Annotated in this window: 19 protein-coding genes; 6 read left to right on the top strand and 13 right to left on the bottom strand. The window is 75.6% G+C overall.

All coding sequences use genetic code 11. The features are described from left to right. Window positions 1–84: 84 nt before the first annotated feature. On the bottom strand, window positions 85–1,026 hold the full coding sequence (locus tag HD597_RS08835) for a LysR family transcriptional regulator (protein WP_253741351.1): 942 nt from the start codon (window positions 1,024–1,026) through the stop codon (window positions 85–87). A 109-nt stretch (window positions 1,027–1,135) separates the two neighbouring features. Here HD597_RS08835 and HD597_RS08830 point away from each other — a divergent pair, with 109 nt between their 5' ends. Then, window positions 1,136–1,834 (top strand): MBL fold metallo-hydrolase, encoded by a 699-nt coding sequence (locus tag HD597_RS08830; protein ID WP_253741350.1) that lies wholly within the window; start codon window positions 1,136–1,138, stop codon window positions 1,832–1,834. A 58-nt stretch (window positions 1,835–1,892) separates the two neighbouring features. On the opposite strand, the gene HD597_RS08825 is transcribed toward HD597_RS08830, so the two are convergent. Genes HD597_RS08825 through HD597_RS08810 form a run of 4 tightly spaced genes read right to left on the bottom strand, consistent with a single transcriptional unit; the run spans window position 1,893 to window position 5,782 of the window. After that, complete coding sequence (locus HD597_RS08825) at window positions 1,893–2,945, bottom strand: FecCD family ABC transporter permease (RefSeq protein WP_253741348.1); 1,053 nt, start codon at window positions 2,943–2,945, stop codon at window positions 1,893–1,895. Next, a complete protein-coding gene (locus HD597_RS08820) occupies window positions 2,942–3,982 on the bottom strand; it encodes a FecCD family ABC transporter permease (protein ID WP_253741346.1) in 1,041 nt (346 codons plus the stop codon). Before HD597_RS08820 ends, HD597_RS08825 begins: the two co-directional genes overlap by 4 nt. After that, a complete protein-coding gene (locus tag HD597_RS08815) occupies window positions 3,969–4,787 on the bottom strand; it encodes a siderophore-interacting protein (protein ID WP_253741345.1) in 819 nt (272 codons plus the stop codon). Before HD597_RS08815 ends, HD597_RS08820 begins: the two co-directional genes overlap by 14 nt. Beyond that, entirely contained in the window at window positions 4,784–5,782 is a 999-nt protein-coding gene (locus HD597_RS08810; RefSeq protein WP_253741343.1) for an ABC transporter substrate-binding protein, read from the bottom strand. The genes HD597_RS08815 and HD597_RS08810 overlap by 4 nt, the downstream gene beginning before the upstream one ends. A gap of 84 nt (window positions 5,783–5,866) precedes the next feature. Between HD597_RS08810 and HD597_RS08805 the strand changes: the two genes are divergently transcribed. Then, a complete protein-coding gene (locus tag HD597_RS08805) occupies window positions 5,867–6,697 on the top strand; it encodes an AraC family transcriptional regulator (protein WP_253741342.1) in 831 nt (276 codons plus the stop codon). Here HD597_RS08805 and HD597_RS08800 read toward each other — a convergent pair. Beyond that, window positions 6,664–9,453 (bottom strand): helix-turn-helix transcriptional regulator, encoded by a 2,790-nt coding sequence (locus HD597_RS08800; protein WP_253741341.1) that lies wholly within the window; start codon window positions 9,451–9,453, stop codon window positions 6,664–6,666. The two genes, HD597_RS08805 and HD597_RS08800, sit on opposite strands and share 34 nt — an antisense overlap. Window positions 9,454–9,646: 193 nt before the next feature. Between HD597_RS08800 and HD597_RS08795 the strand changes: the two genes are divergently transcribed. After that, entirely contained in the window at window positions 9,647–12,400 is a 2,754-nt protein-coding gene (locus HD597_RS08795; protein ID WP_253741339.1) for a helix-turn-helix transcriptional regulator, read from the top strand. Window positions 12,401–12,425: 25 nt separating this feature from the next. Here HD597_RS08795 and HD597_RS08790 read toward each other — a convergent pair whose 3' ends face one another. Then, window positions 12,426–13,289: an alpha/beta fold hydrolase gene (locus HD597_RS08790; protein ID WP_253741337.1), complete on the bottom strand. Its 864-nt coding sequence runs from the start codon at window positions 13,287–13,289 to the stop codon at window positions 12,426–12,428. 118 nt (window positions 13,290–13,407) lie between these two features. On the opposite strand from HD597_RS08790, the gene HD597_RS64330 reads away from it, so the two are divergent. Both HD597_RS64330 and HD597_RS08775 read left to right on the top strand, forming a co-directional pair. Further along, complete coding sequence (locus tag HD597_RS64330; RefSeq protein ID WP_276082861.1) at window positions 13,408–16,641, top strand: helix-turn-helix transcriptional regulator; 3,234 nt, start codon at window positions 13,408–13,410, stop codon at window positions 16,639–16,641. Then, complete coding sequence (locus tag HD597_RS08775) at window positions 16,638–16,898, top strand: helix-turn-helix domain-containing protein (RefSeq protein ID WP_253741335.1); 261 nt, start codon at window positions 16,638–16,640, stop codon at window positions 16,896–16,898. Before HD597_RS64330 ends, HD597_RS08775 begins: the two co-directional genes overlap by 4 nt. Window positions 16,899–16,903: 5 nt before the next feature. Here HD597_RS08775 and HD597_RS08770 read toward each other — a convergent pair whose 3' ends face one another. The 6 genes from HD597_RS08770 to HD597_RS64325 all read right to left on the bottom strand — a co-directional run bounded on the left by HD597_RS08770 (window position 16,904) and on the right by HD597_RS64325 (window position 23,478). Further along, window positions 16,904–18,304: a DHA2 family efflux MFS transporter permease subunit gene (locus HD597_RS08770; RefSeq protein WP_253741334.1), complete on the bottom strand. Its 1,401-nt coding sequence runs from the start codon at window positions 18,302–18,304 to the stop codon at window positions 16,904–16,906. Between the two features lie 5 nt (window positions 18,305–18,309). Beyond that, a complete protein-coding gene (locus tag HD597_RS08765; RefSeq protein ID WP_253741332.1) occupies window positions 18,310–19,248 on the bottom strand; it encodes an NAD(P)/FAD-dependent oxidoreductase in 939 nt (312 codons plus the stop codon). A gap of 75 nt (window positions 19,249–19,323) precedes the next feature. Next, window positions 19,324–20,031, bottom strand: coding sequence for a response regulator (locus tag HD597_RS08760; RefSeq protein WP_253741331.1), 708 nt, complete (start codon window positions 20,029–20,031; stop codon window positions 19,324–19,326). After that, complete coding sequence (locus HD597_RS08755; RefSeq protein WP_253741329.1) at window positions 20,028–20,999, bottom strand: histidine kinase; 972 nt, start codon at window positions 20,997–20,999, stop codon at window positions 20,028–20,030. Before HD597_RS08755 ends, HD597_RS08760 begins: the two co-directional genes overlap by 4 nt. A 37-nt stretch (window positions 21,000–21,036) precedes the next feature. Continuing rightward, window positions 21,037–21,456, bottom strand: coding sequence for a hypothetical protein (locus HD597_RS08750; protein WP_253741327.1), 420 nt, complete (start codon window positions 21,454–21,456; stop codon window positions 21,037–21,039). Window positions 21,457–21,612: 156 nt separating this feature from the next. After that, a complete protein-coding gene (locus tag HD597_RS64325; RefSeq protein WP_276082860.1) occupies window positions 21,613–23,478 on the bottom strand; it encodes an alpha/beta hydrolase-fold protein in 1,866 nt (621 codons plus the stop codon). 118 nt (window positions 23,479–23,596) lie between these two features. On the opposite strand from HD597_RS64325, the gene HD597_RS08740 reads away from it, so the two are divergent. Then, the gene (locus HD597_RS08740) at window positions 23,597–24,580 is read left to right on the top strand and encodes a DUF2804 domain-containing protein (RefSeq protein ID WP_253741325.1); all 984 of its coding nucleotides are present in this window, start codon (window positions 23,597–23,599) and stop codon (window positions 24,578–24,580) included. Window positions 24,581–24,771: the final 191 nt, after the last annotated feature.

Here is a 24,771-nt window from a genome sequence, read left to right as displayed (position 1 = left end):
GGGCCAAGCGAGCGCGCGGGCGAGGCGCAGGCCGCCGCTGCACGTCGGGCGTCGGCGAGGAGGGCCGCGTGGGCGGCGGGTGCGTCACGTCGGCGCGGCCCGGTCGATGTCGGGAATCCAGTGGCGCGGGACGGCCGGATCGGGCAGGTGCGCGGGCTCCAGGTGGGCGAGCAGCGAGCGCAGGAGCGGGCGCGGGTCGCGCCGGTGCCAGACCACCGACCACGGCATGAGAGGTGTCGGCTCGACGATCGGTATCCGGCGCAGCCCGCTCCCGGCGGCGTCGATGCTCAGCTCGCCCAGCCCCACGGCGCTCTTCTCCCCCAGGAACTGCTCCACCAGGTGCAGCACGCCGATCGCGGGCGCGTTGAAGCGCAGCGGCACGCCGAAGCGGGCGGCGAGGCGTTCCAGGTAGCCGCGCCACTCCGCGGCGCCCGCCGGGTCCGGCATGGCGATGCCGCCCGCCCGCAGATCGGCCGGGCGTAGCTCGCTCCTGCCCGCGAGCGCGTGGTCCTCCGGCACGAACGCGGCCAGCGGCTCCAGGCGGACGAGCCGGTACGCCAGCTCCGGCGGCCACGGCCCGGGCAGGTCGTGCACCCGTCCGAAGGCGGCGTCGATCTCCTGCCTGCGCAGCGCGGGCAGCGCCACCGCCAGCCCCTGCCGCATGCTGAGCTCCACCCGCAGCCGCGGATCGCGTTCGCTGGCCTCGCGCACCATGCGCAGCGGCGTGAAACGCTCGTCGTAGACGTCCACCCGGACCGGATCGCCGGTCGCGCGGACCGCCTCGACGGCCCGGTCGAAGGCCGCCACCGCCTCGGCCGCCGCGGGCAGGAAGCGCCGTCCGGCCGCCGTCAGCCGGATGGAGCGGGTGGTCCGCTCGAACAGCGCGGCGCCCAGCGCCTGCTCCAGCCTGCGGATGCGCTTCGACAGCGCCTGCTGGGAGATGAACAGCCGTGCTCCCGCCCTGCCGAAGTGCAGCTCGTCCGCGGTCACCACGAAGGCACGCATGCCCGATATGTCCGCATCCACGTCAGGAGGATGGACTGACAACGATCGGTTGTCAATGCGGCGCGGATCGCTGTTGGACGCGGAGGGCCGCGACCGGGTTACCTGGTCGTCGCGACAAGGGAGGCGGACAGTGGAGATCGTGGAGATCCGTCAGGAGCTGCACCTGCTGCGGCTCGCGTTCGGGCAGGCGTACCTGTGGAACGACGCGGGCGCGCTCACGCTGATCGACACGGGCATCGCCACCAGCGGCGACGAGATCGCCGAGGCGATCGGCCGGCTCGGCCTGCGCACGGACGCCGTACGCCGGGTCGTGCTCACCCACTACCACGAGGACCACTGCGGCGGCGCGGCGGCGGTCGCGGCGTGGGGCGAGGTGGAGGTGCTGGCCCACAGGGCGGAGGCGCCGGTGATCAGGGGCGAGGTGCCGGCGCCGCCCCCGGACTTCACCGACGAGGAGCGGGCGCTGCACCGCGACCTCGGCGCCCACCTGCTGCCGCCCGCCCCGCCGTGCCGGGTGGACCGGGAGCTGGAGGACGGCGACCTGATCGCCTTCGGCGGCGGCCCCCGCGTGATCGCCACTCCCGGGCACACCGCCGGCAGCATCGCCGTGCACCTGCCGCGGGCGGGCGTGTTGTTCACCGGCGACACCGTGGCGCATGTCAACGGGCAGGTCATGCCGGGGGTGTTCAACCTGGACCGGCCCGAGCTGCTCCGCTCGTTCCGCCGGCTCGCCGGCCTCGACGCGCAGGTCGCCTGCGTGGGGCACGGCGACCCCGTCATGGACGCGCGAACCGCGCTCGGAAGGGCGGCGGCCCTGACAGCGCCGTAACACGCGGCCGGGCCGGCCAGCGCAGGAGGTGCCGCGCCCCAGGGCGCCGCCGCGCGTCCTACCCGCCGTGACGCCGCCTCCCCCTGACGAGCAGGGCGGCGAGGTAGCAGCCGCCGATCACCGTCGTCACCACTCCAACGGGCAGGGCGACCGGGGCCAGCAGGAGCTGCGCCGCCAGGTCGGAGGCCAGCAGCAGCACCGCGCCCGACAGCGCCGCCGGCGCCAGCGCCACGCCGGGCGCCCGCGTCAGCAGCCGGCCGATCTGCGGCGCGGCCAGCGCGATGAACACGATGGGCCCGGCCACCGCCGTCACCGTCGCCGTGCAGCCGACGCCCGCCAGCACCAGCAGCAGCCGCAGCCGGCTCAGGCGCACGCCCGACGCGAGCGCGTGATCGTCGCCGAGCGCCGTCTGGTGCATGGCGGGCGCCAGCGCGGCCAGCAGCAGGGTGAGGGCGGCGATGACCGCGAACGGCAGGCCCACCTCGTGCCAGTCCAGGCCGTTCAGCGAGCCCGCGCTCCAGCCGGTGGCTGCCTGCGCCACCTCCATCTCGGCGCGCAGCACGATCCACGAGTTGAGCGCCGTGAGCATGGCGTTCACGGCGATGCCGACGACGACCAGGCGCAGGCCGCCCAGCCCCGAGCCGAGCGAGAGCGCGTAGACGGCCGCCGCCGCCAGCAGGCCGCCGGCGATGGAGCCCGCCGCCAGGTAGGCGGGGCCGCCGCCCAGCACGGTGATCGCGAACAGCGCGCCCGTGTAGGCGCCCGCGTCCAGGCCGACGACGTCGGGGCTGCCGAGCGGGTTGCGGGTCAGGCTCTGGAAGACCGCGCCCGCCAGGCCCAGCGCCGCGCCGAACACCAGCGCGGCCAGCACCCTGGGCAGGCGCCACTCCCGCACCACCACGACCGAGTCGCCCTGACCGGCCAGCGCGGCCAGCACGTCGCCGGGCGCCGTCCACGATCCGCCGAGGCACAGGCCCAGCAGGGCCAGACCCATGGCCGCGACCAGCAGCGCGCCGGAGACCGCCAGCGTCCTGCGCCCGGCCCTGATCGAGTACGCGCCGGCGCGCACGACCACGTGCCTGCCGGCGGGGAAGCCCGGGTGCGCGCTCACGACGGCACCCGCCCGCGCCGCCGTACCGCCCAGATGAGCACGGGCGCGCCCGCGAACGCCGTCACCACCGCCACCGGCACCTCGCCGGTCGGCAGCAGCACCCGCGCGGCCACGTCCGAGGCCAGCAGCAGCACCGGGCCCAGCACCATCGTGTACGCCATCAGCCACGGGACCGACGCGCCCGCCAGGCGCCTGGCCAGGTGCGGCACCATGAGCCCCAGGAAGGCGATCGGCCCCGCGACGGCGGTGGCGGCCCCGGCCAGCAGGGTGACCAGCACCAGCACGACCACCCTGGTCCGCAGCACGTGCCCGCCGAGCGACCGCGCGACCTCCTCCCCCAGCACGAGCGCGCTGAGCGGCCTGGTGACCAGGGCCGCGCACACCAGCGCGGCCACGATCGTCGCGGCGGGCAGGGTGAGCGGCACCTGCTCGTGCCCGGCCAGCGACCCGACCGACCAGAACCGGTAGCGGTCGAACACGTCCGGGAGCATCAGGCGCAGGCCGAGCGAGATGCCGGCGAGCACGGAGCTGAGCGCTACACCGGTCAGCACCAGGCGCAGCGGCGCGGCCGAGCCCAGCGCGTAGACCAGGACGGCCGCCAGCGCGGCCCCGAGCGAGGCCAGCACGAGCTGCGCCACCTGGCCGCCCGCCAGCCCCAGCACGCCGCCGACGTTGATCGCGAAGCCCGCGCCCGCGGTCACGCCCAGGATCCCGGGCTCCGCTAGCGGGTTGCGCGTCAGCGTCTGGACCAGCGTGCCGGCGGTGCCGAGCGCCGCGCCGACGCAGATGCCGAGCAGCGTGCGCGGCCCCCGCACGTCGTGCACGATCAGGTACGCCTCGCCGTCGCCCGCGCCGGTGAGCGCCCGCCAGATCTCGGCGGGCGCGATCGTCTGCGCCCCCACGCAGAGGCTCGCGACCACCGCGGCGAGCAGCAGCAGCATGCAGGCGGCGAGCACGACCGGCCGGCGGGCCCGCGCGGCGGACGGTCCGGCAGGGCCGGCCGCCCGCGACCGCCCGGGACGGTCAGTCGTCGTCAAGATCGGCGACTCCGCGCTTCCAGTAGCCGGCGAACAGCGACTCCATCCGGCCGGCGCTCCACGCGCGCAGCGGCTTGATGTCGTTCGCCTCTCCCGCCGCGAACAGGAACGTGGGCACGTCCGGCAGCCGCAGCCCCTGCACGGTCTCGGCCAGCGACGACCGCTCGCCGTCGCGGACGAGCCAGATCACCTCGACGCCGTCGCGCTTGTCCAGCGGGTACGCGTGCTCGGCCGGGTCGTCGGTGTCGATCACCAGGTGCGCGCAGACCCCGGCCGGCGACTCCTCCAGCCACCGGGCCGCCGCGGGCAGCGCGGTGGAGTCCACCGCGAACACGTAGTGCCCGTACGACGGCGCGAACGTCTTGGTCCCCGGAGGCCCCGCGACCGCCACCTCCTCGCCGATCTCGACGCCGGCCGCCCAGGCCGCCGCCACGCCACCGTCGTGCAGCACGATGTCCAGGTCCAGCTCGCGCGCGGTCGCGTCGTAGCGGCGCACGGTGTACTTGCGCGTCGTCGGGAACGGCTTGGGCCAGTCCAGCATCTGCTGGTCGTTGGGCACCGGGAGCCTGCGCGTGCCGTCGGGGTCGGGGAAGACGATCCTGATGTGGTCGTCGCACACGTAGCTGTGGAAGCCGTCGAGGCCGGGGCCCGTCAGGGTGAGGCGCAGCATGCGCGGGGTCACCGGCTCCCGCCTGCCGACCGTGACCGTGCGGATCTCGATCGGGTACGGGATGCGGGTCACGCCCTTGCCGGTGGCGTGGTGGGCCTCGACCTTGGGCCCGGGGTCGCTCCGGTCGATGCTCATGACTCTCCCAGCGGCGCGAGCGCCTGGTCGACGGCGTCCAGGGTCTTCATCGCGGCCGGGTACGTGGCCGCCTCCGTGTAGCGGATCGGGAACGCCTTGCCCGCCTTGACCGCGGGCAGGCTCTTCCACAGCTCGGAGTCGAGCACGTACTTGACGGACTCGTTGGGCGTGCCGTCGGGCTGCACCGAGTACGTGATCGCGTCGGCCTCGCCGAGGCTCGCGGTCAGCTCCTCGATCGAGGGGTACTCGGAGACGTCCTTGCTGCCGCCGCCCTTCACCTTGACCTGGCCGTAGTAGGTGACGCCGACGTCCTGGGCGATGTTGGTGCCCCACGAGCCGGCGAACTCGCGCTGGAAGGTGCCCTTCGCGACCTCCCCGTACGCGCCGACGTGGCCGAACTTCAGCCCCGCCAGCGCGTCCTTGTGCTTGGCGGCCAGCTCGGCGGCCTTCTTCTCGTAGGCGGCCTTGGCCTGCCCGAAGTTCGCGGCCCGGCCGGCGGCGTCGGACTGGCGCTCGGAGAGCTCGCGCCAGGCGGACGGGATGGTGGGGCCGATCGCGACGACGGGCGCGATGGACTTCAGGCGCTCCATGTCCACGTCGGCCAGCACCGGCTGCGGGACTCCGATGACGATGAGGTCCGGCTTGACCTTGGCGATGGCCTCGTAGTTCGTCTCCGCCGCGGCCTCACCCGCCACCTTCTCGAGGCGGTCGTACGTCGCCCGGTCCTCTTCCGACATCAGCGGCAGGCCGCGCTGCCAGCTGGAGATGCCCACCAGCGCGGCGTCGGCCTCGATGAGCGCGGGCACCGCGTACCCCGTGGCGACGACCCGCCTGGGGTCGGCCGGGATGGTGATCTGGCCGTTGTCCGCGGTGAAGACGCGGGTCGCGGCGGCGGCCGCCGGCTGCTCCGCGGAGCCGGCCGAACCGCAGCCGGCCACCAGGGCGAGCGTGAGAACGGTGGCCCCGGCGGCGCGCCGGACCTGAACAGAGTGCATGGAGGGGCTTCCTTCGACAGCCTTGAGAACGAACTTAGGTTACCCTTACCAAAGTTGCCGCTGATGTCGCTGGGAGGCCAACCGATGTCGCCGAGACGCCACTCCGTGACGGTCACCGAGCCCGTCGGCACGGACCCGCTCTGGTGCGAGGAGTACGGCTACGGTCTCGGCCGGGTCGAGGGCATCCTCGTGCTCAAGTACCGCTCCGCGGCCGTCCTGGAGTTCGGCGAGAGCCGGCAGGACTTCCTGCACCAGCTCTACTGGTCCCCCGACGGGATGCTCTCGACCAGGTACGGGGCCCGCACCCAGTTCGTGGGGCACCGCGAGGCGTTCTGGGCGCACCGGGCCGTCACCCACGAGGTGCGCGCGGCCGACCGGCAGACCGTCTACCGCATCTGCCTGCGGGAGACGCCCCCGGCGCTCGCCGGGCTGCGGGCCGGCGCGGTGTCGATGGGCCCGGAGGCGGCCCGGCTCATCGAGGCCATCGCCCGGCCGTCCTGCGACGAGGCGGAGGCCCTCGCCGCCCGGGCGCGAATCATGGCCGGGCTCGGCCCGACCACCGCCGACTTCGTCGGCCACCACGCTAACGGGACCGGGTTCGCGCTGACCGTCGCGCGGGCGCTCTCCCACGACCCCGGCGACGAGGCCGGGCTGGCAGAGTGGGCCGAGCGGCTGCACGTCAGCGTCAAGACGCTGCAGCGCGACTTCGAGCGGGAGTTCGGCATGCCGTACTCGAAGGTGCGCACCAAGCTGCGGCTCAGCACGTCGCGGGTGCTGCTGGAGAGCAGCCCGGTGGCCGAGGTGGCGCACCGGGTCGGCTACTCCAGCCCGTCGGCGTTCATCACGGCCTTCACCAGGGAGTACGGCTGCACGCCCGGCCGCTACGCCGAGCGCGAGTACGACAGCGGCGGCTGAGCCGACTGCAGCAGCTTGGCGCTGATCTGCTTGCGGGAGACGATGCCGAGCTTGGTGAACACCTTGCGCAGGTGCCACTCGACCGTGTGCGGGCTGATGAAGAGCTGGGCGCCGATCTCGGGGTTGGTCAGCCCCTCGCCGGCCAGGCGGGCGATCTGCGCCTCCTGGGCGGTGAGCGTGGCGCGCTCGTCCACGGCGCGCTTGCGGACCGTCTCGCCGGTGGCCTGCAGCTCGCGCCTGGCGCGCTCCGCGAACGCCTCGGCGCCCATCTGGCTGAGCGACTCGTAGGCGATGCCCAGGTGCTCGCGGGCGTCGACGCGGCGGCCCTCCCTGCGCAGCCACTCGCCGTAGAGCAGCCGGGCCCGGGCCCGCGACGTGCGGACCTCGGTGCGGCCCAGCCGCTCGATCGCCTCCCGGTACAGGGCCTCGGCCTCCTGCCCGCCGCTCACCTGGGCGCGCACCAGCGCCGAGGTGCCGAGCGCCCACTCGGTGCCGGAGGCCCTGGCCATCTCCTCGATCCGCCGGGCGGCCTCGGCGGCCCGGGCCGGCCGCCCGCTGCGCGCGGCGGCCTCGACCAGCTCGATCATCGACCTCATGTACGTTCCGCCGAGCTCCTGGGGGTGCTCGGCGGAGCGCTCGGCCGCGGCGTAGGCGTCCTCGTAGCGGCCGAGGCCGTTGCAGAGCACCGCGTTGGCCCACTGGGTGGCGGTGTCGACCTTGCCCTCCCCCTGGATGGCCGGGTCGCGCAGGACCGCCTCGCGTGCCTGGCGCGTCGCGCTCTCGCGGCCCCGCCACGCCTCCAGCACCAGCGCCGCGTACTGGGCCAGGGAGCGGCTGCCCGTCACCTCGCCGATCGTCGCCGCCTCGGCGACCAGCACTCCCGCGAGGTCGAGCTCGCCGGCCAGGACCCGGTTCGCCACGAGCATGTGCAGGGCCGACGGCAGCACGGACAACGCCCCCGTCTCGCGGGCCAGGTCGGCCAGCCGCGCCGAGAGCACCGACCAGGTCTCGAAGTCCCAGACGTTGTGGGCCATGCGGCACGCGAACGGGAGCCAGCCGAGGCCCTCCTCCCTGGACACGCCGCCGGTGCGGAAGGCGTCGAGGGCCTGGCGCACCAGCGGCACGCCCGCCGCGTAGCCCTCGGTCGCCGCCAGGGCCACGCCGTTCAGCAGCAGGTCGTTGCGCTGCGGCGGCGGCCCGGGCGGCGCGGCGAGCGTCGCCTCGGCGATGTCCGCCGCCGAGGCGCCATTCGGCAGGCGGCCGGCGGCCATGGCCGCGTTCAGCGCGTCGCGGTAGGTCTCGCGGGCCAGCCCCGCGTCCAGGGGCTCCAGCCGCCTGGCGGCCTTGAGCAGCAGCGGCAGGGCGGCGCCCGCGCTGGTGGAGGCGAACGTGATCTGGCCGCGCAGCAGGTCGGCCTGGGCGCGGTCGCGTTCGTCCAGAGGGCTGAGCTCGGCCGCGTCGAGGAGCCCGCGTGCGGAGTCGTACCCGCCGGCCCGGTACTTGGCCCGCGCCGCCGCCAGCCCCCTGACCCCGCGGCGGACAGGATCGGGCGTCAGCTCCGCCGCCCGCTCCAGGAACGCGGCCGCCGCCGCCACGCCGCCGCGCGCCTGCGCCCGCTCGGCCGAGCGCTCCAGCTCGGCGGCCACCTCCTCGTCGGCGCAGGCCGTCGCGTTGGCCAGGTGCCAGGCCCGGCGGTCGGGATCCAGCTCGGGGTCGGTCGCGTCGGCCAGCGCGCGGTGCGCGCGCTGCCGGTCCTCCAGGGCCGCCACCCGGTACGTCATCGAGCGCACGAGCGGATGGCGGAAGCGCACCCGCGTGCCGATCGTGACCAGCCCCGCCGCCTCGGCCGGCGCCGCCGCGGCGCCCTCGACGCCCAGCAGCTCCACCGCCCGCATCAGCAGGGTCACGTCGCCCACCGGCTCGGCCGCCGCGACCAGCAGCAGGAGCTGCGTCTCCGGCGGCAGCGGCTGGTAGCGCCGCAGGAAGCTCTGCTCGATCTGGCCGGCCAGCGGCCCCGCGTCCGGCCGGCCGAACCCGCCCGCCAGCTCCGCGGGCGTCAGCCCCTGCGGCAGCTCCAGCAGGGCCAGCGGGTTGCCCTGCGCCTCGGCCACGATGCGGTCCATGACCCGGTCGTCCATGCGCCCGGGGGTGACGGAGTCCAGCAGGGCGCGGGCGTCGCTGTCGCCCAGCCGCCCCACCTCCAGCTCCGGCAGCCCGGCCAGCTCGGTCTCCAGGAACGGCTCGCGCACCCCCAGCACCAGGCCGACCCGCTCGGCGAGCAGGCGCCGCGCCACGAAGGCGAGGGTCTGCGCGGAGACGTGGTCGAGCCACTGCGCGTCGTCGACCAGGCAGATCAGCGGCTCCCTCTCGGAGGCGTCGGCGAGCAGGCTGAGCACGGCCAGCCCCACCAGGAAGCGGTCGGGCGGCGTGCCGGCGCTCAGGCCGAACGCGGTGCCCAGCGCGTCGCGCTGCGGCTCGGGCAGCCGGTCGAGCCGGTCGAGGAAGGGGGCGCAGAGCTGGTGCAGCCCGCCGTAGGCCAGCTCCATCTCCGACTCCACGCCCGCCGCCCTGGCGATCCGGCAGCCGGCGGCGCTGCCGCGCGCGTACTCCAGCAGCGCCGTCTTGCCGATGCCGGCCTCTCCCCGCAGGACCAGCACCGAGCTGCGGCCGTCCTGCACGGTCGCCACCAGCCGGTCCAGCGTCTCGCACTCGATCCGCCGGCCACGAAGCTGCGATTTGGCATCCGTGCTCACCATGGGCTCTGCTCTCCAACGCGGGTTGTTCGAGGACGCCGTAGAAGACAGGCCCCCTGTCGATTTTATGGCGGCCAGGCACCCGCGCCGATCGCCCGCCGGCCTGGTGATCGGCGGGCACGGCAGGTGACCTGCCCGTGTTGTACGGTTCCTTGCATCCGATGCATGATTCGCGCGTCAGACGGAAGGGGGGCGCGTGGCCGGAGACGCGGGGCGCTCGCCGGCACGCGCAGGGGCGCCGATGCTCGTCGGGCGGGCGGCGCAGCTCCAGGTGCTGGCCGCCATGCTGGACGAGGCCACGCGGCATCGCGGCGGCGCCCTCGTGGTGCGGGGTGAGGCCGGGATCGGCAAGTCCGCGCTGTGGGGCGAGGCGTGCGCGCTGGCGGCCGAACGCGGCATGCGGGTGCTGACCACTACGGGCGTGCAGGCGGAGGTGGAGCTGCCGTACGCCGGGATCGGGCGGCTGTTCCGCGGGCTGCCGGACATCGGCTCGGACCTCGGCGCTGAGATCGGCGCCGGGCCCGGCCGGATGCTGGGCGCGGTCGAGGGTGAGTCGCCGTTCCGGGTCGGGGTCGAGGTGCTCGACCTGCTCTCCGCCCTGGACGAGCCGGTCCTGCTGGCCGTGGAGGACGCCCACTGGCTGGACCGGGCGAGCTGGGAGGTGCTCGCCTTCGTGGCCAGGCGGCTGGAGTCCGACCCCGTCGCGCTCGTGCTGACGGCCCGTGACGGCGAGGACGTCGACCGGCGGCTCGCCGCCGCCTCGCTGCCGGAGCTGCCGCTGGAGCCGCTCGACGCGGAGTCCGCCGGCGCCCTGCTCGACCAGGTCGCGCCCGGGCTGGCGCCCGCCCTGCGCGAGCGGGTGCTCGCCGTGTCGGCGGGCAACCCTCTCGGGCTGGTCGAGCTCGGCGGCCTGGCCGCCCGCTCCGGCGGCGCCGCGCTGCTGCCGTCCCGCCTGCCGCTGAGCACGCGGGTGGAGCGCACGTTCGCCGGGCTGGTCGGGGAGCTGCCCGCGGCCACGCGCGCGCTGCTGCTCGTGGCGGCGCTGGACGACGGCGACGACCTCGACGAGGTGCTGGCGGCGGCGTCCCGGCTGGAGGAGCGGCCGGTCACGGCCGACGACCTGGAGCCGGCCGTGGTGAGCCGGCTGGTCGGCGTGGACGAGCAGTACCGGTTGCGCTTCCGGCACCCGCTGCTGCGCTCGGCCCTGCGGCAGTCGGCGAGCCCGGCGCGGCGCAGGCGGGCGCACGCCTGCCTGGCGGCGGTCGTGGCCGGCGACGACCGGCGGGTGTGGCACCGCGCCGCCGCCGCGTCCGGCCCGGACGAGGCGCTGGCCGCGGACCTGGCCGCGATGGCGACGCGGGACCGCCACCTGCGGACCGCCGCGGCGGCGCTGGCCGCCATGGAGCGGGCCGCGCAGCTCAGCGAGGACCCGCAGAAGCGCGGCAGCCGGCTGTTGTGGGCCGCCGCGATGGCCGACGAGCAGGGCGACACGGAGTCGATCCGGCGCCTGCTGGGGCTGGTGGACGAGTCGCGCCTGCGCCCGGCGGAGCGGGCGAGGCTGGCCTGGTTCCGCGAGGTGTATCTCGGCACCGGCTGGAGCGGCAACACCCGGCTGCGCGTCTACAACGAGCTCATCGACACCATGCGCACCGCCGGCGACGTCCAGCTCACCCTGGAGTCGCTGACCAACATCAGCCTGCGGTTCTACTGGTCCAACCCCGACGACGACACCCGGCTGGAGTTCGTGCGCGTCGCGGAGCTGATCGACGCGCCGCCGGACGACGTGCTGGTGATGTGCGCGCTGGCCCAGGTCGCGCCGGTCGAGCGCGGCGCGGCCTGCCTGGAGAGGCTGGCGGCGCTGCGCTACGACGTGGACCTCACCCCCGGCCAGCGCTACCAGCTCGGCCTGGCGGCCTCGGCGCTCGGCGCGTTCGAGCTGTCGAACGCGTTCCTGACGCCGGGCGTCGCCGAGGCGCGGACGCACGGCAGGGTCGGCACGCTGACGCAGTCCTTGGTGAGCCTGGCCTACAACGCGGCCGCCGCCGGCGACACCCGGGCAACCGTGTCCACCGCGACCGAGGCCGTGGCGCTGGCCACGGAGACCCGCCATCCGACGTGGGAGCTGCAGGCCCGGCTGCAGCTCGGCCAGGCGGAGGCGCTGCGCGGCAACGGCGAGACCGCCGACGAGATCGCGGACGACGCCGAGAAGGTCGTCTTCTCGGCGGGCATGCATCCGATGCTGGCGCTGACGCAGCGCATCCGCGGCGTCAACGCGCTGGCCGCGGGCCGGTTCGAGGAGGCGTTCTGGCACCTGTACCGGGTGTTCGACCCGGGCGACGTCGCCTACCACCCGTACGTGCGGTTCACCCTCGCCGGGCACCTGGCCGAGGCGGCGGCGCACTGCGGCGCGCTCGACGAGCTCGGCGCCGTGGTGGCCGAGCTGACCCCGATCGCGGAGCTGAGCCGCTCGCCGGTCCTCCTCACGGGGCTGCGTTACGCCGGCGCCGTGCGGGCCGACGACGCGGCGGCGTACGAGGCCGCGCTCGCCGCGGACCTGCGTGACTGGCCGTTCGAGCGGGCCCGGCTGCAGCTCACGTACGGCGGCTGGCTGCGCAGGCGGCGCCAGGCGGCGCAGGCGCGGCCGCTGCTGCGCGCCGCGGCCGCCGCGTTCGACGCGCTCGGGGCGGCGCCGTGGGCCGAACGGGCCAGGACCGAGCTGCGCGCCACCGGCGAGTCACGCCGCAAGCCGATCGACGCCATCGACGCGCTGACGCCGCAGGAGCAGCAGATCGCGCGGCTGGCGGCCGACGGGCTGAGCAACCGCGAGATCGCCGAGCGGCTGTTCCTGTCGCCGCGCACGGTCACCACCCATCTCTACCGGATCTATCCGAAGGTGGGGGTCAAGTCGCGGGGCGAGCTCGCCGCGATGATGGCCGAGCGGCCGTTCTGACCCGCCGGGCGGCGAGGCGCCGCCCTCACGCCAGGAACCGGGCGACGGCGTCCAGCCACTCCTGGGGCTGGTCGACATGCGCCATGTGGCCCGCTTCCTCGATGATCACGGCTCTGGCGGAGGGGATCAGCTTCGCGGCCCGCTCCACCAGATGCGCGGGAAAGGTCAGGTCCTGCCGTCCGTGGAGCAGGAGCAGGGGATGCCCGGCGGCGGCCAGTCTCCGAGCCGAGTCCTCGGGGCGGGCGGCGGGCAGGATGCCGGCGCGCAGGGGCCGCAGCCACTCGGCGGTGAAGCGGACGCGCGACAGGCGATCGAGATGGTCGGCCAGTGCCTGCGGGCGCCGGACGTCCGCCCTGGCTGAGGCGACGGCGGCCGCGCGGGTCAACGCCGGCCCGGACAGGGACGGATCGGCCCACACCGCTGCTTCGGCGGCGAGCCGCTCGGCGCGGTCCGGCCACCCGTCGTAGGCGTCCGGTGGGACGGGGAGGATGCCGCTGGAGGCGATGATCAGCCGCCGGACGCGTTCGGGGGCGGCCAGGGCCAGGCGTTGGGCGATGAGTCCGCCGTAGGAGAACCCGAGGACGTCGACCTGCCGGAGGCCCAGGGCGTTCAGGAGGGCGACGAGGTCCTCGGTGGCCGCGGCGGGGGTGTACTGATCGTCGGCGAGCCCGCGCGTGGAGCGCCCGCATCCGCGCAGGTCCGGCATGATCAGCTGGTGGCGGCCGGCGAGCCGGTCGAGAGGCTTGCGCAGGTAGCTGTGGTCCCAGTCGGGACCACCGTGGATCACCAGCATCGCCCGGCCTGCCGGATGAGCGCTCCGGGCGACGAACAGTTCGACGGCCGGCTCCCCGGACACCGCCACCGTGCTTTCGATGAAGCTGGAGCTCACTGGTCTCGCCCTCCCCTGGCGGCAGTATTACGTACTCCTACGTACGCTGACCTCCCGCCACCGCTCGTACGGTTTTCAACCATCAGGGGTTGAAGGCGTGATGGGAGGCCATGGCGGGATGCTGGGGAAGTCGAGCCTCGATCTTCTGGAGAACGTGAGCGGGCGTCGCGTGGAGCCCGCGGCCCTGGGCGATGGCGGCGGCCTGACCGGCGGCTTCGACCGCCCTGGCACGAAGGCCGCCGGGCCGCTGGGCCGTGAGGCTGGGGGGCTCGGCGGGCCGGACGCCGGGCTGGTCGGCTTCACGGAGGGATTGCTCGGCTTCAGAGCGGGGCTGCTGGGGCTCAGGAACGGGCTGCTGGGGCGGCGGATCGAGTGCGAGGCGCTCGACCGGCTGCTGGCCGACGTGCGCGCCGGCCGGAGCCGGGCGCTGGTGGTGCGCGGCGAGGCGGGCGTGGGCAAGTCGGCGCTGCTGGAGCACCTGGCCGCGCGGGCCTCCGGGTGCCGGGTGGTGTGCGCCGCGGGGGTGCAGCCGGAGATGGAGGTGGCGTTCGCGGCGCTGTACTCGCTCTGCGCACCGCTGCTCGACCTGCTGGACGGCCTGCCGGAACCGCAGAGCGCCGCGCTCGGCACGGCGTTCGGGTGGCGGGAGGGGCCGGCGCCGGATCGGCTGCTGCTCAGCCTGGCCGTGCTCAGCCTGCTCGCGGCGGCGGCCGAGGAGCGCCCGCTGGTGTGCGTGATCGACGACGCCCAGTGGCTGGATCAGGCCTCGGCTCAGGTGCTCGCCTTCGTCGCGCGGCGGCTGCTCGCCGAGCGGGTGGCCTGCGTGTTCGCGCTCCGCGACAGCGAGGAGGCGTACCCGCTGCCGGGGCAGCCGCCGTACGAGCCGGCCGGACCGGCGGACAGGCCGCCGGGGGCGGCGGGCACGTTGTCCGGGCTGCCGGTGATGGACGTAACGGGCCTGCCTCCGGACGACGCCCACGCGCTGCTGCGCTCGGTGGTGCCCGGCCCGCTGGACGAGCAGGTCAGGGACAGGCTGATCGCCGAGGCTCGGGGCAATCCGCTGGCGCTGCTGGAGCTGGTGCACGCGTTCACCGGCCCCGGCCCGGCCGGCGGGTACGGGCTGCCGGCCACGCCGACGCCGTCCGGCGGGCTGAAGGCGCCGCCCGCGTGGACTCCGGCGGGCGGATACGGGCTGCCGGCCGCGTGGACGCTGGCGGGCGGGTACGGGCTGCCGGCCGCGCGGGCGCTGCCGGGCCGGGTGGAGGACGGCTTCCGGCGGCAGCTCGGCCGCCTGTCGAGGCACACCCGGCGATTGCTGCTGCTGGCGGCCGCCGAGCCGCTCGGCGATCCGGCGCTGCTGTGGCGGGCGGCCGCCCGGCTCGGCCTGGGCATGGCGGCGCTCGGGGAGGCCGGCGACCTGATCGCCCTCGGCGTACGGGTGCGCTTCCGGCACCCGCTGCTGCGCTCGGCCATCTACCAGGCGGCCCTGCCGGAGGAACGCCGCCAGGCGCACCAGGCTCTGGCCGAGGCGACCGACCCCGGCGCCGCCCCGGACCGGCGCGCCTGGCACCGCGCGCACGCCACCGCGCAACCGGACGAGCAGATCGCCGCGGAGCTCGAACGCTCCGCAGCCCGCGCGCGGGCCCGCGGCGGCCTGGCGGCCGTCGCCGCCTTCCTGGAGCGAGCGGTCGTCCTCACCCCCGACCCCCACCGCCGGGCCGGACGCGCCCTGGCCGCCGCCCGCGCCCATCACCTGGCCGGCGCCTCGGAGCCGGCGCTGGCGCTGCTGGCCTCGGCCGAGGCGGGGCCGCCGGACGAGTTGCGGCTCGCCCACGCCGAACTCCTGCGCGCCGAGATCACGATGACCGCTGACGGCTCCGCCGCGCCGATGCTGCTCGCCGCCGCCAGGCGGTTCGAGCCCCTGGACGCCGCCCTCGCCCGCGACACGTACCTGCACGCCCTGTCCGCCGCGATCCGCACCCTCCCGAACCAGGGCCCCGGACTCTCACACCACTGTCCCGGCCTCCCGGACGTGGGCTGCGGCCTGACGGAGGTCGCGGCGGCCGCCCGTACGGCCCCGCCCGCACCCGGCGCACCCCGGGCCGCGGATCTCCTGCTCGACGCCCTCACCCAGCACCTCACCCAGGACGCCCGCGACGCGGCACCGGCGATGCGCCGGGCCCTGACCGCCTTCCTCAGCGAGGACGTCCCCGACACGGAGCGGCTGCGCTGGTCGTGGGCCGCTCACACGATCGCCGTGGCCGCCTGGGACGACAGGTCGGCCGTCCGGCTGGCGGATCGCCACCTCCGGCTCGTCCGCGAGACCGGCGCACTCGCCCTGCTGCCCCTGGCGCTGAGCACGCGGCTCGTCATGCTCGCCTTCGAGGGCCGCCTGGACGAGGCGGCGTCGCTGCACGAGCAGATCCACGCCCTCACCGGCTTCTCGGGCCCGGCGGGCGGCGCGCTCACCCTGGCCGTGAGGCCGGCGGGCGGCGCGCTCACCCTGGCCGGGGGGCCGGCGGGCGGCGCGCTCACCCTGGCCGGGGGGCCGGCGGGCGGTGCGCTGGCCCTGGCCGCGTGGCAGGGGCGGCAGGCCGAGGCGGAACACCTGGCCGACGTCCTGACGGGCGAGGCCGCGGCCTGCGACGCGGGAGCCGCCCAGTGGCTGAGAGCCGTCCTCCACAACGGCCTCGGCCAGTACGAGCAGGCCCGGACGGCCGCCGTGCGCGCCTGCGCCCACCACCCCGCGCCGGGCGCCGCCGCGCACTGGGCGCCGGCCGAGCTCGTGGAGGCCGCCGTGCACAGCGGCGAGCGCGACCTCGCCGCCTGGGCGCTCGACCGGCTCGCCGCCACCACGCAGGCGAGCGGCACCGACTGGGCCCTCGGGGTCGAGGCCAGGTCCCGGGCGCTGCTCAGCGAGGGCGCCGAGGCCGAAGGCCGGTTCCGTGAGGCGATCGACCGGCTCGGCCGCACCCGCATGCGCCCCGACCTGGCCCGCGCCCACCTGCTCCACGGCGCGTGGCTGCGCCGCGAGGGCCGCGCGGCCGACGCGCGGCAGCCGTTGCGCACGGCCTGGGAGCTGTTCACGGGGATGGGCATGGCGGGGTTCGCCGGCCGGGCGGAGAGCGAGCTGTCGGCGGCAGGCGAGCCCGCGCACCGGCGTCCGGCCGAGGCCGCCGACCCGCTCACGCCGCACGAGGCGCAGATCGTGCGGCTGGTCCGCGAGGGCCTGACGAACAAGGAGATCGCCGGCCGCCTGGTCGTCAGCCCCAAGACCGTCGAGTACCACCTCGGCAAGGTCTTCGCCAAGCTGGGCATCACCTCCCGCCGCCAGCTCGGACGGCTGCAGTGACGGGCGCGCTGGACTACCGGTGGCGGCTGCGGGAGGTCATGGCCGCCCGCGGCATGTTCTCCACCACCGACCTGCGCCCGCCGCTGGCCGAGCGCGGCGTCGACCTGTCTGCGAGCCAGGTGTACCGCCTGGTGGCGGAGAAACCGGAGCGGCTCAGCCTCCGTACGCTGATGGCGCTGCTGGACATCCTGGACTGCACCATGGAGGACCTGATCGAGCCACTGCCGCCCCGCCGGCGGCGCGCCGCCCGCCGGTGACGCGCTCAGGGGCGACGGGCCTTGCCCGGCAGCAGCGCCAGCAGCACCACCAGGGCGGCGGCGGCCGGAGCGCCCCAGAACAGCACGTCGGGGATGGCCTCGGCGGTCGCCCGCGGGCCGGGCGCGCGGCCCCGCAGCTCGCGGGCGAGCAGGCTGCCGAAGAGCGCCACCCCGAGCGAGAGGCCGAGGCCGCGGACGGACACCACGGCGGAGGTGGTGGCGGCCAGATCCTCCGGGGACGCCGCGTTCTGCGCGACGACCACCACGTTCTGCATCAGCAGCCCGAACCCGGCCCCCAGCACCGCGATCGCGGCCGCGAACAGGACGTAGGGGGTGCCGGGGGTGATCCGGCCGAGCAGGACGAATCCCAGCACCGCGATCGCAGCCCCGGCGATCAGGTAGGGCCGGAACCGGCCGCTCGCGCCGATGCGGGCGCCGGCCAGCGAGGAGACCGCCATGAACGTCAGGACGTACGGGTTGAGCGCCAGGCCCGCCTGGGTGGCGCCCATGCCGTACGCGCTCTGCAGGAACGTCGGCAGGTAGACGATCGAGCCGCCGAGCAGCGCGCCGAGCAGCGCGGCGGCGGGCAGCACCACCCGCAGCACGCGGTCGGCGAACAGCCGGAGCGGCAGCAGCGGGTTGCTCGCCCGCCGTTCGCGCCACACGAACAGGACCGCCAGAGCCACCAGCGTCCCGGCGAGCGCGACGATCACGCCGGAGTTCCACGCGTACGTGCGGCCGCCCCATTCGGCCACCAGCAGCAGGCTCACCGTCGCCCCCGCGAGCAGCACGGCGCCGGCCACGTCCACCTTGCCGTCGCCGCCCGGCCTGGGCAGCCGCAGCGCGTACGCGGCCAGGGCCAGGGCGAGCAGGCCCAGCGGCAGGTTGACGTAGAAGATCCAGCGCCAGCCCCAGGCGTCGGTGATGGCGCCGCCGACGAGCGGGCCGCCCAGGCCGGCCAGGGCGAACACGCCGCCGGTGAAGCCCTGCACCCGGCCGCGCAGGCGCTGCGGGTACAGCTCCGACAGGGCGATCGTGGGCAGCACGAACAGCGCGCCCGCGCCGATGCCCTGCAGCGTCCTGGCCGCGATGAGCTGGGGCGCCGTCTGGGCCAGGCCGCACAGGGCGGAGCCGGCGACGAAGCCCGCCACCGCGACGAGGAACACCGGCCGCCGGCCGAACCGGTCGCTGACGCGGCCGTACAGGGCGCCGGTCGCGGTGGAGGCCAGCATGTACGAGGTGACGATCCAGCCGATCGTGTCCATGCCGCCCAGGTCGGCGGCGATGCCGGGCAGCGCGATGGCCACGACGGTCTGGTCCAGGACGGACAGCAGGAGGCCGATCAGCAGGCCGGCCGTGGCGAGCGGCACGTCGGCCGCCTTCGTGCGCGCGAGGGCCGTGGACATCGTGCTCAGCCCTTCGCGAACGGGGCGGGCAGGCCGAAGTCGGCGCTGAGCAGGTCCTGGTCGATGGCTGCCGCGGCGATCGTGCCGGCCGCCGCCGCGCCGACGACCGCCGCCACCGGCATCGGGACGGTGGCCCGCCGCGCCATGTCGCCGGCCGCGTACACGCCGGGGACGCTGGTCCGGGCGAACTCGTCCACCTCCACGCAGCCGTCGGCGAAGCGCGCGCAGCCGAGCCGCTCGGCCAGGCCAGAGCGCTGGCGCGGCACGTTGACGACGAACACGGCGTCCCTGGCCAGCGGCGCCGCGCCGGCGAGGACGATCCGTCCCAACCGGCCCCCCGCGCCTTCCAGGCGGATGACGGGCTCGCAGCGCACGCCCACGCCGTTCGACGTCAGTGTGGCGTGGAGCGCGGGGTCGAGCGGCCGGCCGCCGGTGCAGAGCACGACGTCGGCGGCGAAGCGGCTCAGCTGCAGGGCCAGCCGTGCCCGGGCCGGCTCGGCGCCGAGCACCGCGACCCGCCGGCCGGTGCACTCGTAGCCGTGGCAGTAGGGGCAGTGGAAGGCCGAGCGGCCCCACAGCGCCGCCACGCCGCGCGGGCCGGGGAGCTCGTCGGCCAGCCCGGTGGCCAGCAGCAGGCGGCGCGCGTCCGCCGTGCCGCCGCCGGACAGCTCAAGGCCGAAGCCGCCGTCCGGCAGGGCGCGGGCGCCGGTGACCGTACCCGTCCTGATCCGTACCGCCGGGTAGGCGGCCAGTTCCGCGCGGCCGAGCCTGCGCAGCTCGGCGGGCGGGGTGCCGTCGCGGGTCAGGAAGTTGTGCACGTTGTCGGCGGGCGCGTTGCGGCCTTCTCCCGCGTCGATCAGCAGCACCGTGCGGTGGACCCGTCCCAGGGTGAGGGCGGCGGCCATCCCGGCCGGGCCGCCGCCGGTGATGACGGCGTCGTACATGTGTGCCTCCATGAGCGGTGATCGCTGGACGTGGAGGCAAGTCTGCAAGTTAATGTCAACATGAAGTCAAGGCGTTCATCCGCCGGGGCGTACCAGACCGCTCTCGTAGGCCAGGATGACGAGCTGCACCCTGTCGCGCACGTCCAGCTTGGCGATGGCCCTGGTGATGTGGGTCTTGGCGGTGAGCGGGCTGATCACCAGGCGCTCGGCGATCTCGTGGTTGGACAGGCCGAGCGCCACGAGCCTGACCGCCTCCCGCTCCCGTGAGGTCAGGGCGGCCAGCCGCTCCCCCGCGCCGGGCGAGAGGTCCTGCCGGTGGGCGAACTGCTCGACGACGCGGCGGGTCACGCCCGGTGACAGCAGCGCGTCCCCCGCGGCGACCGCGGCGACCGCCCGGCGCAGTTCGGCGGGCTCGACCTCCTTGGTGAGGAAGCCGCTGGCCCCGGCGCGCAGGGCGGCGAAGACGTGCTCGTCGCTGTCGAACGTGGTCAGGATGATGACCCGGCAGCCGGGAACGGCCCGGCCGGCGACGATGCGGCGGGTGGCGGTGATCCCGTCGGTGCCCGGCATGCGGATGTCCATGAGGACGACGTCGGGGCGGGTGCTCGCGGCCATCCGCACGGCGAAGCCGCCGGGCACCGGCCCCGCGGTGAGCACGCCCCCGAGTGCGCTCACGCGCTCGCGCATGCCGGCCAGCCCGTGGCCCCCGGCCGGCGCCGGAGCGCCACGGCCGTCGTCGGTGATCTCGACGGTGACCGCGTCCGGCCGGTAGTCGATCGTCACCTCGGCCCTGCTCGCGTCCGCGTGCTTGAGCGTGTTGGCGAGCGACTCCTGGACGATTCGTAGACGGCGATGGCGGGCATGGCCGGGACGGCGGCGGGGTCGCCGCGCTCGTCCAGCGTCACCTCCAGCCCGGCGGCGCGGGCGTCGGCGACGAGCGTGCCGAGGCCGGCCAGATCGGGGTGCGGCGCGGTGCCGCCGGAGTCCTCGCGCAGAGTGGTGTTGAGGGAGCGCAGGTCGGCCATCGCCCGGTTCCGCACGTCCTTGGCCAGGCGCAGCGCGGTGGCCGCCGCGGCCGGGTCGCCCTCGTCGAGGGCGTCGGCGGCGACGTTGAGCTGGACGCCGACGACGGCCAGCGTGTGGGCGACGGCGTCGTGGACCTCGTGCGAGACGCGCGGGCGTTCCTCCGCTGCGCGCGCCCGGCCGTCCATCTCACGCATCCGCTCGCGCCTGCGCGTCGCGGCGGCGTACGTGAGGCCCGCGGCGATGAGGGCCGCCAGGAGCAGCCCCTCCCCCGCGACGTGGATCACGTAGCGGATCAGGTTCTTGTCCAGGATGACGCGGGCGTCGATCGCGGAGTGGACGAGCTGGGCCACGCCGACGGCGGCCGCCCAGCGCACGCGGGGCGTGGTGGCGGCGGTGAAGTAGGCGACCGCGACCGGCCAGATCCAGCCCGCGGGAGACAGGATGCCCGCCAGGGCGTGGTAGGCGAACATCCCGCAGACCGACAGCAGCAGCACGGTCATCGGCCACCGGCGCCTGACCAGCAGGAGCGCCCCCAGGAACAGGCCGAGCTGGATCGTCCCCTGCCAGGGGCCGAGGGGCGTCAGGCCCTGCGAGCGGCTGTGAACGCCGGTGGCCTGGGCGACCGCGACGAAGAAGACGAGGGTGCCCGCGGCCAGCGCGACGTCGGTGATCGTGGTCAGGCGCCTGACGGGTGCGGGTTCGGGCCGTGGCGGCGCTCCGGCCATGCGCGGACGCCCCTTCTCCGAGGATGCGGGGATCACGTCAGACGTGCGTGACCAGGAGGGTCACGCCGGCCTCGCCGCCGCAGTCCACGAAGACGGGGCCGACGCCGTTCCCGATCCTGGACGAGAGCGTCCCCTTGGCCACGAAACCCTTGGGGTCGTCCTTGACGATACGGACGTTCTCCAGCACGGGGCGCTTCCTGTCGAGGCCCGCGATCACGGCCTTGAGTCCCGTGCCGCCCCCGCAGTGGCCGGTGATCGTCACCTCCTGGCCGCGCTCGGCGGTGGGGTTGGGGCTGACCCGGACCACCGCCCTGGCACCCTTCGGCGGCTTGGGCGCGGCGGCCCCCACCGCGCCGCCGGTGGCGCCCGCCGGGGCGCTCACCGACCCGGCCAGGCCGGCGGTCAGGCCCGCGGTCAGGCTCAGCCCGGCGATCGCGGTGACGACTTTCCTGATCATGATGATCCCTCCGATGGCTCGTCTGTCGGCTCGGCGCAAACGCTAGGCCGGGCCGCCTCCGGAGCGCGTCGTCCATCGGCCGTCACCTGATCTTGCACCGTTCGCCGTACGCCCTGCACCGAAGGGAGTAGTCGCCCGGCGGGCCGGAGCGGCGGGTCAGCCCGGCAGGGTGGCGAGGAAGACGTCGCCGTTGCCCGGGGCGTCGCCGCCCTCCGGCGCCCCGTACGTCAGGCCCGAGACCGCCACCTGCCCCGAGGCCGTCGTCGCCGCGTACAGGTTGGGCTCGGCGAACGGATCGACGGCGTCGTCGCGGGCCGTCCCGAGCTGGGCCGCGGCGAGTTGCCCGCCCCGGGCGTCCAGCCGCAGGGTCAGCACGTCGGCGCCGCCCGCCTGCACGCCGACCCGGCCCCTGGTGTAACCGGCGACCATCACCTCTCCGCCGGGCAGCGGGGTCACGGCGGCGCCCTCGTCGGCCGACGGCGTGGCGAGCGTGTGCTCCCAGCGCCGCCTGCCCGAGGCGGTGTGGGCGACGGTGAGCGCGTCGCCCGCCGAGACGCCCGTGGCGACGGCCAGGCCCGCCGTGGTGAGCGTGACCGCGTTCAGCCGGTCGTCGCCGGGCCCTCCGGCGGTGGTGGCCCAGGTCCTGGCGCCGGCCGTGGAGTAGGCGGCGATCCAGCCGTCCAGGCCGCCGAGGGCGGTCGTGCCGGGCAGGGCGGCGGTGGCGCTGCCGGTCAGGTAGACGGTGGTGGCGTCGGCGGCGACGCCCGTCGCCTTGTCCTCGCCGGGGCCGCCGTACTGGCGGATCCACGCCACCTCGCCGCCGGGTGTGAGGCGGGCGGCGATGGCGTCCTTGTCCCCGGCGCCGGCGCCGTCGAGCGCCCCCTTGGTGTAGCCGGCGACGTAGGCGCCCCCGTCGGGGGCGGCGGTCAGGCCGTACAGGCGGTCGGCCGCGTCCGGCGCGCCGAACTGGGTGAGCCAGCGCACCTCGCCGTTCGCGTCGAGCCTGGCCACGAACGCGTCGTCGGTGGCGTTGCCGGGGTGCCGGCCGTCCAGGTCGCCCTTGGTGTAGCCGGCCGCGAGCACGCCTCCGTCGGGCAGGGGCGCGAGGCCGTACAGGCGCTCGTCCGCCGCCGTCCCGAGCTGCCTGGTCCATGTCCCGGGACGGGCCACCACGGCGTCGAGGCGGCCGGCGTGCGGCTGCCCGTCGACCGGGCCGGACGCGGCGTAGGCGACGGTCAGGGAGCCGTCGGCGTGGGCGGCGACGCCGCCGGCCCAGTCGGTGGCGGGCGTGCCGTGCAGCGGGGCGGGCAGGCCGGTCGGCGGCGTGGTGCTCAGGCCGGGGCCGAGCTCCGCCATGGCCTGCTCGAAGGCGGGCGTCCAGACCGTCCAGTCGTGGCCGCCGTCCAGGACGCGGAGCTGGGCGGAGATCGCCGGCGAGCGCCTGACGGCGTTGTAGAGGGCGGCGGACTCGAAGTCGAGGTCGTGGCGGGCGTCTGCGGGATCGGGGTTGGCGTACTCGTCGTCGCCGACCGCCACGAACAGCCGGACGGGCAGGTCCGGGTCCAGCTCGGGGAGCAGGGCGGGATAGTTGAGCTCCCGGTACACCTCTGCCGAGAACGTCGCGCCACCCTCGCCGAACGCGCCGTGGTCGCGGGCGGAGGAGTCGGACGGCGGCAGCGGCGTGTAGACGGCGGGGCTGAGCACGGCGGCGGCGCCGAACAGGTCCTGGTGCGCGAGCGCGAACCGCAGCGCGCCCGCGCCGCCCATGGAGTAGCCGCCGACGAGGCGCGCCTGCCGGATGGGAGCCGTCCGGTACGTGGCGTCCACGTGCGCGATCAGGTCCCGGGTCAGCGCCGTCTCCACCGGGCGGCCGGGGAGGCCGGCGCCGGTGTGGCGCGAGTCCACGTACCAGTTGCCGCGCTCGCTCCAGGGGGCGTCCGGCATGACGGCGATGACCGGCGGGATCCGCCTGGTGCGGATCATGTCGTCCAGGGTCGTCCGCACGCGGGTCCACGCCTGCATGGTGTCGCCGCGCTGTAAACGTTTACCGTATGCGCGTGATCTGTTTCGGGAGAGTTTCATGGGAGGCGGGAAGCCCTGTCAACCATGACATTTCCGGGCGGACCGCTACCCTTCACCCATGTTGACGCATGAGCGGCAGATCACGGCCCCCGTCGACCTCTGCCTGCCCGACGGGCGGCTCAACCCCGAGGCGGTCGGCTGGACCCGGCGGCCGCTGCACCGGGCGAACCTGCGGGGCTGGGGCCGGACCAAGCGCTGGGAGTACTGGGGCGTGGTCACCCCCGCTCACGTGATCGGTCTGGTGGCGTCCTCGCTCGACTACGCCGGCGTGCACGGCCTGTACGTGCTCGACCGCGCCACCGGCGAGGAGACGTCCAAGGACGTGGTGGTGCCGCTGGCGCGCGGGACCGCGATGCCGGAGCGCAGCGGCGAGGGCACGGCCTCGGCCCGCGCGAACGGGCTGGCCATCGACATCTCCCAGCACCCGGGCGGCAGCACGGTCCGGGCGGCGGCGCCCGGCGTCGAGGTCGAGCTGGAGATCCCGCTGCCCGACGGGCACGAGTCGCTCGGCGTCGTGGTCCCGTGGGGTCCCAGGCGCTTCCAGTGCACGGTCAAGGACGTCGGGCGTCCGGTGCGCGGCCGGCTGCGGCTGGGGGCGGCCGAGCACGAGATCAGGGAGCAGGACTCGTTCGCCGTGCTGGACCACGGGCGCGGGCGCTGGCCGTACTCGATGGTGTGGAACTGGGCGGCGGGCAGCGCGCCCGGGCGGGCGATCCAGCTCGGCGGCAAGTGGACCGACGGCACCGGGATGACGGAGAACGCCATGTTCGTCGACGGGCGGCTGCACAAGATCGGCGAGGAGCTGGCGTGGCACTACGACCGCGCCGACTGGCTGAAGCCGTGGCGGGTCACGGGCGCGCGGGTGGAGGCGGTGTTCACGCCGTTCCACGAGAAGATCTCGCGGACCGAGCTGGGCGTGGTGGGCTCCGAGACCCACCAGTGCTTCGGCCACTTCAGCGGCCGGGCGCAGGCCGACGACGGGGCCTGGATCGACCTCGACGGCCTCACCGGCTGGGCGGAGGAGGCCCGGCAGCGGTGGTGAGCGACGCGTACGGGCCATGGCGTTGACGGGCCGGAGCAGGGGAACGGCGGCGTAAGGCGGGCCTCTGCGGCGGAAGTTTCACAAGCCTCCACTTGGCACTGGTGAAACGCAGTGTGATGTACGACACTCTTCCTAGAACTTCGTTTTAGAACGGAGTTCGGGGGGTTCCCATGTCCGCTGCACCACCGGGA

The organism is Nonomuraea thailandensis, assembly GCF_024172165.1.
In the GTDB taxonomy this organism is placed as follows: domain Bacteria; phylum Actinomycetota; class Actinomycetes; order Streptosporangiales; family Streptosporangiaceae; genus Nonomuraea; species Nonomuraea thailandensis.
This window is presented reverse-complemented; position numbering and strand designations above follow the sequence as displayed.

What these genes read in the sequence shown, in the direction of transcription:
- HD597_RS08815 (WP_253741345.1), bottom strand. Translation starts at nt 4,787, where the DNA reads ATGAGCATCGACCGGAGCGACCCCGGGCCCAAGGTCGAGGCCCACCAC.
- HD597_RS08810 (WP_253741343.1), bottom strand. Translation starts at nt 5,782, where the DNA reads ATGCACTCTGTTCAGGTCCGGCGCGCCGCCGGGGCCACCGTTCTCACG.
- HD597_RS08805 (WP_253741342.1), top strand. Translation starts at nt 5,867, where the DNA reads ATGTCGCCGAGACGCCACTCCGTGACGGTCACCGAGCCCGTCGGCACG.
- HD597_RS08800 (WP_253741341.1), bottom strand. Translation starts at nt 9,453, where the DNA reads ATGGTGAGCACGGATGCCAAATCGCAGCTTCGTGGCCGGCGGATCGAG.
- HD597_RS64330 (WP_276082861.1), top strand. Translation starts at nt 13,408, where the DNA reads ATGCTGGGGAAGTCGAGCCTCGATCTTCTGGAGAACGTGAGCGGGCGT.
- HD597_RS08770 (WP_253741334.1), bottom strand. Translation starts at nt 18,304, where the DNA reads ATGTCCACGGCCCTCGCGCGCACGAAGGCGGCCGACGTGCCGCTCGCC.
- HD597_RS08765 (WP_253741332.1), bottom strand. Translation starts at nt 19,248, where the DNA reads ATGTACGACGCCGTCATCACCGGCGGCGGCCCGGCCGGGATGGCCGCC.
- HD597_RS08755 (WP_253741329.1), bottom strand. Translation starts at nt 20,999, where the DNA reads ATGGCCGGAGCGCCGCCACGGCCCGAACCCGCACCCGTCAGGCGCCTG.
- HD597_RS08750 (WP_253741327.1), bottom strand. Translation starts at nt 21,456, where the DNA reads ATGATCAGGAAAGTCGTCACCGCGATCGCCGGGCTGAGCCTGACCGCG.
- HD597_RS64325 (WP_276082860.1), bottom strand. Translation starts at nt 23,478, where the DNA reads ATGCAGGCGTGGACCCGCGTGCGGACGACCCTGGACGACATGATCCGC.
- HD597_RS08740 (WP_253741325.1), top strand. Translation starts at nt 23,597, where the DNA reads ATGTTGACGCATGAGCGGCAGATCACGGCCCCCGTCGACCTCTGCCTG.